Source organism: Pseudonocardia sp. CA-107938 (assembly GCF_050936315.1).
Lineage (GTDB): Bacteria > Actinomycetota > Actinomycetes > Mycobacteriales > Pseudonocardiaceae > Pseudonocardia.
Genome location: NZ_JBNJNA010000001.1, coordinates 1,779,136 through 1,790,067 on the forward strand (window position 1 = coordinate 1,779,136; position 10,932 = coordinate 1,790,067).

11 protein-coding genes are annotated in these 10,932 nt (G+C 72.4%); 5 read left to right on the forward strand and 6 right to left on the reverse strand.

The genetic code is table 11. The features are described from left to right. Window positions 1-67: 67 nt before the first annotated feature. Window positions 68-1,348 (reverse strand): ABC transporter substrate-binding protein, encoded by a 1,281-nt coding sequence (locus ACQEVB_RS08895; RefSeq protein WP_432967304.1) that lies wholly within the window; start codon window positions 1,346-1,348, stop codon window positions 68-70. A 236-nt stretch (window positions 1,349-1,584) separates the two neighbouring features. Between ACQEVB_RS08895 and ACQEVB_RS08900 the strand changes: the two genes are divergently transcribed. Together ACQEVB_RS08900 and ACQEVB_RS08905 are read left to right on the forward strand one after the other, a co-directional pair. Beyond that, window positions 1,585-2,628 carry a LacI family DNA-binding transcriptional regulator gene (locus tag ACQEVB_RS08900; RefSeq protein ID WP_432967307.1) on the forward strand — a complete coding sequence of 348 codons (1,044 nt, stop codon included), beginning with the start codon at window positions 1,585-1,587 and terminating at the stop codon, window positions 2,626-2,628. 120 nt (window positions 2,629-2,748) lie between these two features. Then, window positions 2,749-3,837 (forward strand): ABC transporter ATP-binding protein, encoded by a 1,089-nt coding sequence (locus ACQEVB_RS08905; protein WP_432967310.1) that lies wholly within the window; start codon window positions 2,749-2,751, stop codon window positions 3,835-3,837. A 73-nt stretch (window positions 3,838-3,910) separates the two neighbouring features. Here the strand turns inward: ACQEVB_RS08905 and ACQEVB_RS08910 are convergent, their stop codons facing one another. Then, window positions 3,911-4,954: a GNAT family N-acetyltransferase gene (locus ACQEVB_RS08910; protein ID WP_432967313.1), complete on the reverse strand. Its 1,044-nt coding sequence runs from the start codon at window positions 4,952-4,954 to the stop codon at window positions 3,911-3,913. A 29-nt stretch (window positions 4,955-4,983) separates the two neighbouring features. Continuing rightward, window positions 4,984-6,819, reverse strand: coding sequence for a prolyl oligopeptidase family serine peptidase (locus ACQEVB_RS08915; RefSeq protein ID WP_432967317.1), 1,836 nt, complete (start codon window positions 6,817-6,819; stop codon window positions 4,984-4,986). Between the two features lie 27 nt (window positions 6,820-6,846). Here ACQEVB_RS08915 and ACQEVB_RS08920 point away from each other — a divergent pair, with 27 nt between their 5' ends. The 3 genes from ACQEVB_RS08920 (at window position 6,847) to ACQEVB_RS08930 (ending at window position 8,715) form a co-directional block, all read left to right on the forward strand. Further along, window positions 6,847-7,275 carry a DUF1707 SHOCT-like domain-containing protein gene (locus ACQEVB_RS08920; RefSeq protein ID WP_432967320.1) on the forward strand — a complete coding sequence of 143 codons (429 nt, stop codon included), beginning with the start codon at window positions 6,847-6,849 and terminating at the stop codon, window positions 7,273-7,275. A 90-nt stretch (window positions 7,276-7,365) separates the two neighbouring features. Beyond that, entirely contained in the window at window positions 7,366-8,169 is an 804-nt protein-coding gene (locus ACQEVB_RS08925) for a hotdog domain-containing protein (RefSeq protein WP_432967323.1), read from the forward strand. 57 nt (window positions 8,170-8,226) lie between these two features. Beyond that, window positions 8,227-8,715 carry a VOC family protein gene (locus ACQEVB_RS08930; protein ID WP_432967326.1) on the forward strand — a complete coding sequence of 163 codons (489 nt, stop codon included), beginning with the start codon at window positions 8,227-8,229 and terminating at the stop codon, window positions 8,713-8,715. 9 nt (window positions 8,716-8,724) lie between these two features. On the opposite strand, the gene ACQEVB_RS08935 is transcribed toward ACQEVB_RS08930, so the two are convergent. The 3 genes from ACQEVB_RS08935 to ACQEVB_RS08945 form a co-directional block, all read right to left on the reverse strand. Then, complete coding sequence (locus ACQEVB_RS08935; protein WP_432967329.1) at window positions 8,725-9,519, reverse strand: LLM class flavin-dependent oxidoreductase; 795 nt, start codon at window positions 9,517-9,519, stop codon at window positions 8,725-8,727. 160 nt (window positions 9,520-9,679) lie between these two features. Beyond that, on the reverse strand, window positions 9,680-10,159 hold the full coding sequence (gene def / locus ACQEVB_RS08940; RefSeq protein WP_432967332.1) for a peptide deformylase: 480 nt from the start codon (window positions 10,157-10,159) through the stop codon (window positions 9,680-9,682). 22 nt (window positions 10,160-10,181) lie between these two features. Beyond that, on the reverse strand, window positions 10,182-10,727 hold the full coding sequence (locus ACQEVB_RS08945; RefSeq protein WP_432967335.1) for a hypothetical protein: 546 nt from the start codon (window positions 10,725-10,727) through the stop codon (window positions 10,182-10,184). Between the last annotated feature and the right edge of the window lie 205 nt (window positions 10,728-10,932).

Below are 10,932 nucleotides of genomic sequence, written 5' to 3' on the forward strand. Positions count from 1 at the left end.
AGGCGCCAAGCCGGCCGGTGTCGGCCTGGCGCCCCGCGTCGCCGTCAAGTCGGTCGTCGGGTGCGGATCAGCCCGCGGTGAGCTGCTCGAGCTTGGACTGCAACTGCTGCAGTGCCTGGTCGGTGGTCAGGTTGCCCTGCAGTGCCCCGTACGCGGCGTCCTGGATGGCGAGGGTGGCATCGCCGTAGCGGACGACCTTCGGCCGCGGCTTCGCGGTGAGGATCGACTGCTTCAGGGTGGCCAGGTAGGGGTACTTCGACTGCAGCGTCGCGTCGTCGTAGATCGACGTGTAGACGGGCGCCTGCGAGGCCTGCTCGAAGTTCTTCTGGTTGTTCTCCTTGCTGGTGAAGAACTTGATGAAGTCGAGCGCCGTCTTCTTGTTCTTCGAGAACGCCGAGACGGCCTTGGCGTGCCCGCCGAGGCTGGAGACGCCCGGTCCGCTCATGCCCGGCAGCGGGGCGACCCCGAACTTGCCGTTGACCTGCGACGAACCGTCGGTCGCGACCAGCTTGGAGTACATGTAGGGCCACTGCCGCTCGAAGATGAGCTTGCCCTCCTGGAAGGCGCGCCGCGCCTCCTCCTCCTTGTAGGTCAGGGCCTCCTTGGCGATGTAGCCGTTCTTGAAGCCGTTGACGAGGAAGTCGAGGCCGGCCTTGGCCTGCGGGGTGTTGACGTTGGGCTTGCCCTGGTCGTCGGTGATCACACCGCCGGCCGAGTTGATCGCCTCGGCGGCGTTGACGGTGAGGCCCTCGTACTTCTGGAACTGACCCGCGTAGCAGTTCAGGCTGGCACCGGCCGGGGTCGCCTTGACCTTGGCGCAGGCGTCGATGAGCTCCTGCCACGTCTTGGGCGCCGCAGTGACGCCGGCGGCGTCGAGGAGGTCCTTGCGGTAGTAGAGCAGGCCGCCGTCGGAGGCGCTCGGGACGGCGAAGAGCTTGTTCTTGTACTTGGCCGCGTCGATGACGGGGGGCAGGAACTCGGAGAGCGGGAACTGGTCCTGGGGGAGTTCGACGATGTACCGGTTGGCCGCGAACTCGGCGGTCCACACGTTGTCGACCTCGAGCACGTCGTACGCGTCGGACTTCGCGGTCGCGTTCTGGATCATCTGCTGACGCTGGGCGTCGGCGTCCTCGGGCAGCTCGATCAGGGTGACCTTCTGGTCGGGGTGCTGGCTGTTCCAGCTGTCGAGCACGCCCTGCACGAAGTTCGACGTGTCCTTGCCCTGGACGAGGGTGATGGGGCCGACGCCCTCGAGTGCCGCACCACCGCCCCCGCCGCCTCCGGCGGGAGCGCTGCTCCCACCGCCGCAGGCCGCGAGCAGCAGCGCCGAGGTCGCGACCGTGGCCACCACCCCAAAGGTCCGTCGCCGCATGGGCGGCTCCTTCCGTCTTCCTGCACCTCCGCGCCGACGGCGCGTAAGAACGTTTGCGGCGAGCAGCGTGACACGCCTTACACTCAACCGATAGGGGTCATCCGTAGGTTATGCATTCGTAACCTTTCCCCAGCAAGAAGCGCTTCACAATCGTGACCGCGCCGGACAGCGGGCCCTGAAAGCGTGTTCATCGGACCGATTGGGGGGTCGCCGTGGACGAGTCGCAGGTGCGGCCCGGGCGGGCGCGCCAGGCCAGCATCGTCGACGTCGCGGCGCTCGCGGGCGTCTCCCCGGCCACGGTCTCGCGGTCGCTGCGGGGCCATCCCAATGTGTCCCCGCAGACCCGCCAGCGCGTGCTCGACGCTGCTCGCGAGCTGGCCTACACGATCTCGCCGAACGCGTCCGGACTCGCGTCGGGCCGCACCGGCGCCGTCGGCGTCGTCGTGCCGTTCGTGACGCGGTGGTTCTTCGCGAACGTCGTCGCCGGGCTGCACGACGCGCTGTCCGTCGCCGGGTACGACCTGCTGCTCTACCACCTCGGCGACGTCGCCGCCCGTGACCGGTTCTTCGAGCGGATGCCGCTGGCCCGCCGGGTCGACGCCGTGGTCAGCGTGGCGATGCCGCTGCCGGAGGAGCACACGCTTGCCCTGCGCGCCCTGGACATGCCCATGGTCACCGTCGGCGCGCACGTGCCCGGCGTGCCCGGCGTGGGGATCGACGACGAGCTCGCCTGCCGCACCGCCGTGCACCACCTCGTCCACCAGGGGCACGAGCGCATCACGATGCTCGCCGGCCCGGAGGACGACGGCGGCTTCGGCTTCGTGTCGTCGCACCGGCGGCACGCCGGCTACCTGGCGGCGATGGCCGCGGCCGGCCTGGAACCGTGCGTGCATCGCGTCACCGAGTACGGCATCGACGCCGGGATCGCGGGGGCGGAGGCGATCCTGGCCGGCCAGCGGCTGCCGACGGCGGTCGTCGCGGAGTACGACGAGCTGGCGATCGGCGGGATCCGGGCCATGCGCCGCGCGAGCGTCGCGGTGCCGGGGCAGGTCTCGGTGATCGGCGTGGACGACCACGAGATGGCCGCCGTCGTCGACCTCACGACGGTCGCCCAACCCGTCCGCGAGCAGGGTGCGGCGGCCGGCGCGATGCTCGCCGCCATGCTCGACGGCGGGGCCCGCGTCCAGGACCTCGTGCTGCCCACCCGGCTCGTCGTGCGGGGCAGCACCGGGGTGCCGCGCGACCACGTGCGGTGACGAATCGTCGCGGTGGGTAGCAGGGGTGGCGCTCTCGCACATGCACGTGCAAGAGTGCGACCGCCCTCACACTCGGATCGTCCGGCACGTTCCTGCCGGTGCGTTGGGAAGGACCCCTTCATGGCTGAAGTGACCTACGATCACGCCTACCGCATCTACCCGGGCTCCACGAAGCCCGCGGTCGAGGACCTGAGCCTCGAGATCAAGGACGGCGAGTTCCTCGTTCTGGTCGGCCCGTCCGGCTGCGGGAAGTCCACGTCGCTGCGGATGCTCGCCGGCCTCGAGGACATCGACAAGGGCTCGATCCACATCGGTGGTCGTGACGTCACCAACGTCCCGCCGAAGGACCGCGACATCGCGATGGTCTTCCAGAACTACGCGCTCTACCCGCACATGACCGTCGCCGACAACATGGGCTTCGCGCTCAAGATCGCCGGCGAGTCCAAGGAGAACATCCGCAAGCGGGTGCTCGAGGCGGCGAAGATCCTCGACCTCGAGCAGTACCTGGACCGCAAGCCCAAGGCCCTGTCCGGTGGCCAGCGCCAGCGCGTCGCCATGGGTCGCGCGATCGTCCGCCAGCCGCAGGTCTTCTGCATGGACGAGCCGCTGTCCAACCTCGACGCGAAGCTGCGCGTCTCCACCCGCACCCAGATCGCGTCGCTGCAGCGCCGCCTCGGCATCACCACCGTCTACGTCACCCACGACCAGGTCGAGGCCATGACGATGGGCGACCGCGTGGCCGTGCTGAAGGACGGCGTCCTGCAGCAGGTCGACACGCCTCGCCACATGTACGACAAGCCCGCCAACGTGTTCGTCGCCGGCTTCATCGGCTCGCCCGCCATGAACCTGCTGCCCGTCACCATCGACGGTGACGTGCTGCACTTCGGCGGTGCCGAGATCCAGGTGCCGCGGCAGGCGGCCGACGCCGTCGGCAGCACCCGCGACGTCACCGTCGGCGTGCGGCCCGAGGACATGAACCTCGTCAACGAGGGCGAGGGCATGCCGGTCGAGGTCGACGTCGTCGAGGAGCTCGGCGCCGACGCCTACGTCTACGGCGGCACGGAGATCGGCGGCGAGCGCCGCCCGATCATCGCGCGCGTCGACGGCCGCACCCCGCCCGCCAAGGGCTCGGTGCTGCACCTCGCCCCGCGCGCAGGCGGGCTGCACATGTTCGCCGGCGACACCGGTGAGCGCATCGAGCTGAACTGACCTCACACACCCCGCGGCCCCCGCACACAGGTCAGAACCTGTGTGCGGGGGCCGCGCGGTGTGTGACGTCGGATCAGCCGACGGGGACCGGGGCGAGCTGCGCGTGCAGGTGGACCTCCTCGCCCACCATCTCCGCCGACGGCCGCCGCATCCCCGCCCGCCGCAGCAGGCGCGTGACGCCGACGCCGTCCGGGCGCGTGATCCCGCTGAGCTCCGTGGCGCCGGCCGCCCCGGCCAGCTCGGCCGCCCGGCGGAGCAGCGCCGTGCCGAGCCCGCGGCCCTGCCACGCGTCCTCGACGAGCAGGCCGAACCGGCTCACCCCGGCGTCGGGGGCGGAGAGGGTGGCGATGCCGACGGCGCTGCCGCCGTCGACCGTGACGGCGAGGACGGCCTGACCGGTGGCGCCGCCGAGCAGCTCGGCCAGGTCGTCGGCGCCGAGCTTCGGGGCCGGGCTGAGGAAGCGGGCGCGGCGCACGGTCGGCGAGCACCGCGCGTGCAGCGCGGCGACGAGCGGGCCGTCGGCCGGCTCGGCCGACCGGAGCTGCACCTGGGAGCCGTCCGGGAGCGCGATGACGAGCTCGGCGTCCGAGAGCCGGGCAGGTGCACGCAACGAGAGCTGGGCGGACAGCTCCAGCAGCGCGGCCGCTCGCGACAGCTCGGTCGCGGTGAACGGCCAGGCCCGCGCGAGCCGCAGGTGCTGGGTGCCGACCCGCAGGGTGTGGACGTGCCCCGGCTGCTCGACCGTGGGATCGACGAGCTGGGCGCGCAGCATCGTGGCCACGGCGCGCGGCGCGCTCCCCGGATCGGCGGCCACCATCCGCGCCAGCGCGAGCGCGGTGGTCGCCGGGTCGGCCAGCTCCGCGGCGTCGGCCCGGACGAGCAGCGTGCACGGGATCCCGGCATGCTCCACCGCAGCGACGACGCGCGCCGGATCCACGCTCTCGGGCACCTTCACGAGCAGCTCGTCGGTGACCGCGCCGTCGTCGGCGGGCTCGCCGACGACGTGCAGGGACTGGATGTTGCAGCCGGCGCCGCCGACCGCGGTGGCCAGCTCACCCAGTCGCCCAGGCCGATCTTCGAGTTCGACGTGCAGTCGCCACAGTGCCACGTCGTCCATGTTGACCACCTCGTGTTGCCGGGGAGTGACTATCCCATGACGGCGCGTCGGGCAAAGGAGATCTCGGTGGCGACGTGGCGCAGGGTCTCCTCGATGACGAGGGAACCGTGTCCGGCGTCGAACCGGCTGACCTCGTAGACCTTGCCGCGCTCGGCGAGGGCGTCGAGGTAGTTGTCGATCTGCCGGATCGGGCAGCGCGGGTCGTTCTCGCCGGCGAGCACCAGCACGGGTGCGCGGACGGCGTCGACGTGCGTGAGCGGCGACGCCGTGCGGTAGCGCTCCGGCACCTCCTCCGGCGAGCCGCCGAACAGCGCCCGGTCGAACGCGCGCAGCTGCTCCATCTCGTCCTCGTACGCGGCGAGGTAGTCGGCCACCGGCACGCCGGCGATGCTCGCGGCCCAGCGCTCCGGCTGCGTGCCGGCGGCGAGGAGAGCCAGGTAGCCGCCCCACGACCAGCCCTCCACCACGCACCGCGCGGGATCGGCCACGCCGTCGGCGACCAGCCGATCGACGACCACGGCCACGTCGGCCAGCTCGGTGGTCCCCGGCCGGCCCTCGATGGCGTCGCGCCACACCGAGCCGTAGCCCGTCGAACCCCGGTAGTTGATCTCGACGTGGACGAACCCGGCGTCCACCCAAGCAGCACGGACGGCGGTGAACCGGTCCTCGTCGGCCGCGTGCGGCCCGCCGTGCAGGCTGACCACCGTCGGTGCCGGCCCGAACGTGCTCTCCGGCCGGGCGATGAGCGCGTGGATCGCACCACCCTCCCCGTCCACCCACAGGTCCGAGACCGGCACGGACGACGGCGCGCGCTCGCCGGGCGGGTCGAGCAGCACCCGGTCGGTGCCGTCGGGGTGCAGCGCGCGGATCGTCGCGGGCTCGGCAGCGGACGAGCACACGTACTCGACGGTGCCGTCCGGCCGGGTGTCCGCGCTGCTCACCGTGCCCGGCGCGGTCGGCAGCTCGGAGAGCTCCGCCGTGTCGAGCACGTACCGGTGAAGCCGGGTGCGGGCGGCGTGGGTGTGCCACACCAGCAGCGCGGACGCGTCCGGTGTGAAGTCGGCGGACAGCTCGCCCGGCAGGTCGATCGCCAGCTCGGTCGCCGTCCCGCTGTCGAGGTCCCAGATCAGCAGCTCCTCGCGGCCGCGGCGCTCGTGCACGACGAGCACCCGCTGGTCGCCCGCCACCGGTGAGAACGCGGTCGCGTCCAGCCCCTTGCCGGGACCGTCGGACAGTTCCGCGACCGTCGCGCCGTCGTCGACGCGGATGGCGCGCAGCGCGGGGTGGCGCGAGTCGCCGTGCTCGGAGTGGCTGATCACCAGCAGCGTCTCGTCCTCGGAGAGCGCGCCGACGCCGGCGTCCTCCTTGTTCTCGTAGACGACCTCGGCGGCGCCGTCGCCACGACGCACCCAGATGCGGGTGCCGTCATCGGTCGACGTGCCGGCGACCGCGACCTGCCGGCCGATCCCCAGGCCGGCCCCGTACCCGTCCTCGACGCCGGGCAGCGCCGCCGGCGCCGACTCGCCCGCGGGCAGCCCGCCGAACGGCTCGCTGACCCAGTGCCCGAACTCGTCGCCGTCGGTGTCGGCGAACCACCAGACGTGCTCGCCGTCCGGGGTGAGGGCCGCGGCGTACGTGCCGGCGCGCCGGTCCGTGACCTGCCGGTGCGTGTCGGTGGCGCGGTCCCACACGTACACCTCGATGGTGCCGCTGACGTTCGACGTGTAGACGCAGCGGTCCGGCGCGTCCCGGGCCCATCGCGGCCGCGACACCCGCGGCGCGGTGAACCGGGCCCGCCACCGCGCCTCCCGCTCGTCGTCGGGGAAGAGCCGGTCCGGAACAGGGGCGACGGGATGGGCGACCATGCCCGTGATCGTGCCAGGATCGGTGCTGTGCACGAGCCCGTCCGCCCCGAGGACCTCCGCGTGTCCGATGCCGAGCGCAACCACGTGCAGGACCACCTGCGCCGCGCCCACGAGGCCGGGCAGCTCGACATCGCCGAGTTCGACGAGCGCGTCCAGAGCGCGTGGGCGGCCCGCACCCGCGGCGACCTCGACCGCGTCACCGCGGACCTGCCGGCGCTGCCCCCGCCCGCTCCGCCGCAGAAGAAGGGTGCGGTGTTCGCGCCCACCGGCGGCGGCACGGCGATGCGGGTGCTCACGATCATCTGGACATGCCTGTTCGTGGTGAACGTGACCGCGTGGGGCGTGCTGGCGCTCACCGGGATCGTCGTCCACCCGTGGCCGCTGTGGCTGCTCGTACCCGGCGCGGCCCTCGCCGTGCTCTACTCGTTCGGGATCGGACGTCCCGAGAGGGGCTGAAGGAACTCCAGCCGACCGCCGAACGGGGTCATCCCTCGGCGACCGGCGCACAGGATGCAGGCGATCGGGCGCGGCCCTACTGTCGCAGGCATGCTTCCCCGCGACCGGCTGCACGCGACCGTCACGGGGGACGCCCCGATCGCCGCGGCGATCAACACGTTCGGCATCGAACTGCTCCAGGTCGAGCACGGACGGGTCACCGCAGGGCTGGCCGCGGTGCCCGCCGTCGGGGTCCACGGGCCGGGCGCCGTGCTCGTCCTCGCCGACTACGCGTTGACGACGTCGGTGTTCTCGACGATGACCGTCGACCGCCAGCTCAGCACCCTCACCCTGCAGTTCTCCGAGTTCGGGCCGCCGGCCGGGCCGGGCACCGAGGTGATCGCCGCCGCACAGGCGATGCCGGTCGGCACCGACGCGGCCGTCGGCACGATCGAGCTCGTCCGCTCCGACGGCGTTCCGCTCGCCAGGGCCACCGGCCGTTGCGCGCTGTTCTCCCCGACCCCGGGGTGGGGAGAACAGCGCAACGCGCGCGGCGACACCGTCACGGGGTTCGCGGACCTCCACGCCACCTCAGCGGCCGACGGTCTGGCCACGGCCGTCGTGGCCGCGCCGACGTTCGCCAACTCCGCGGGCGTGCTGCACGGCGGGGTCGCCGCGGCCGTGATCGCGGACGCGCTCGCCAGCGGGCTCGACGCCGTCGCGCCCCGGCTCGCCGGCGCGCCCACGGACTACGACGTGACGTTCCTGCGCGGCCTGCCCGCCGACGGGGCACGCGTCACCACCCGGACAGCGCCGGTCCGCGTCGGGGCCCGGTTCGCAGTGGTGCGCACCGAGCTGCACGACGCGGCCGGGCGGCTCGCCGTCATCGGAACGGCGTCGCGCTGGCGCGGGTGACACTCGCGGGTGACACTGAGGTCAGGAACTGACCGGAATGCCCGGAACGCTGGGGTCATGGACAACGACATCCTGCTCCCGCCGGACCAGGTCCCCGGCGCATCGCTCAACCCGTTCGTCATCGTCGACGACGCGGCCGGCCTGATCACGTTCGTCGCGGAGGTGTTCGCCGCCACGGAGACGGCCGCGGCGCGGACGCCGATGCCCGACGGCAAGCTGATCCACTCGGAGATCCGGCTCGGCACCGTCGACCTGATGGTCGCCGACCGGCTCGACGGCTGGCCGCGCAGGCCCGGGCTCCTCCAGGTGTGGGTGCGAGACGTCGCGACGGTGCTGGAGCGGGCCACCGCGCGCGGCGCCACCACCATCACCGAACCGACACCCTTCTACGGCGAGACGACGCTCGGCCGCCTGCTCGACCCCTGGGGGAACCTCTGGTGGCTCTACGCGCCCGCGCCGGGACAGCCCGACCCGCTCCCCTCGTGGGAGGGCGGGTCGGACGTCATCTTCGCGACGGTCGAGGCGGCGCTGCGCACGCTCGTGTGAACCGGCGCGCTACGGCGCGCCGACCTCGGCGAGCCGATCCACCTGCTCGGGATCGGGCGCCCAGCAGTAGAACATCACCTCGTCGACGCCCAGGTCGCGGTACGTCGCGATCGTCGCGCGTGCCGCGTCCGGGGTGGTGACGACGCTGTCGAGCATGTGGTCCAGGTACGGGTTGTCGCCGTAGTAGCGGCGCAGCTCGGCGCGGGCGACATCGGCCGTGCCGCCGAGCGCGGCGTTGACCTGCACGACCAGCCGCGGTGAGCCGGTGCGGCCGTGGCGCTCCCACGCCACGCGCGCGCCGTCGAAGAGGCGGGCCATCGCGGGCGGGGGCAGTGCGGCGCCGAGGAAGCCGTCGCCGAACCGGCCGACGCGGTCGAGCACCGCGTCGGCGAAGCCACCGAACAGCACCGGTGGCCGCGCAACCGGGCCGATCCCGGTGGAGCCGGACCAGGTCTGGTGCAGCCGTTGCAGCTGCTCGTCGAGGCGGCGGCCGCGGCGGCGGACGTCGAGCCCGACGGCGTCGTAGTCGTCCTCGCGGCCGCCGATGCCGAGACCGAGGGTGAACCGGCCGCCGGACAGGACGTGCAGCGTGGCGGCCTGCTTGGCCAGCACGGCGGTGCGGTGCAGCGGGGCGATCAGCACCTCGGTCTGCAGGCGCACGCGTTCGGTGGCGCCGGCCAGCATCGACAGAGCGACGAGCGGTTCCGGGTTGTCGTAGACGAGCCGGTCGAGCAGGGCGATCGTGGAGATGGGGCCGCGGTCGGCGCGGCGGGCCCACTCGACGAGCAGGGAAGGGTCGGCCACAGGCAGGCCGATACCGATCGACGGGGAAGTCGACACAGGAGTACTCCGTTTCAGGGCAGCAGTCATCGCGACGTGCCGCCCCTCCTGGCACGAGGATCGTGCCGGCGCTCCCGCCCTGCGGCGTACATCTGGGAAGCGCGATCGGAGTGGCTCGACCGTATCAGGGCACCGCGACGGCCCGCATCACCTTTCGCCGCTCTGCCGGCTCCAGCAGGTCGACGTAGAGCCGCCCGGCCAGGTGGTCCGTCTCGTGCTGCAGGCACCGCGCGAACTCGCCGGTGCCCTCCACGGTGATGGGCTTCCCGGTGCGGTCGCACCCGACGACGACGGCGTACGCAGCCCGTTCGACGTCGGCGTGCGCGCCGGGCAGCGACAGGCACGCCTCGCCGCCGCGGTAGGTGCCCTCGGTGTGCGTGATCTCCGGATTGACGACGTATCCGAGATGACCGTCGACGTCGTAGGAGAAGACGGCCAGGCCGACCCCGATCTGCGGTGCAGCGAGTCCCGCCCGGCCCGGGAGTCGCACCGAATCCATGAGGTCGTCGACCAGCCGGGCGAGGCGCCCGTCGAATTCGGTGACCGGATCGGTCGGAGTGCGCAGTACGGGATCGCCGAGATAGCGGAGCGGTCGGACGGTCACCGCCGCAATGGTAGATACGTGATCACGACGCGACCACCGTGGCCGCGAGCGCCATTCGATGATCCTTCGTCCACGGTGGCCCCCAGATCGCGCGCGGGCCGTGCAGCACCTCGTCGGCCCGTCGGCCCAACAAAGCAGCCGCCTGCCGTTCCACGTGCTTCGCGTCGTAGGTGTGCACGGCCCAACCGCGTGCCCGCGCACAATCGTCGAGCACCTGCAGGTACATCACGGAATCGGCGCGCGCGTCGAACGGTGGGCGACGCAGCACGGCGATGTCGTCCGGAAAATCGAACGGCCACACCCGCAGCGAGATCGACCGGATCGGTTCGCCGACCGCATCCGCGATGTCGTCCAGTGCTGCGCTTGTTGCGCGGACAGCCGATGCGCGGACCCGCGCGACGAGCTGCGCCATTCCGGCGTCGTCGAGGAGTTGCCCGTCGTGCTCGACCGGCGCGACGGGAACGCCAACCTCGATCAGCTCGATCCGGCGCCGATCCGCGACGCGGTGACCGTCGGCCGCCGTCACGGCCACGGCCCATCCGAGGTGATGGGCGATCCCGACGCGCACGGACGGATTGTGCCCCGGCTGAGTGCTTCCACTCAGTCTGATCCGTGTGGTGCCTCGGATGACACCGGCCGCGGCGGCTGGTTATCGTTCGCTGGTCCTTCCCGGACGGATCGATGCTGACGTAGCGCACCGGACCCCGACGGAAGGCGGAGCGGGTCGCAGCCTCAGGCGCGACGTGCGGATGTTCCGGGGTGCTCTGTTCCCC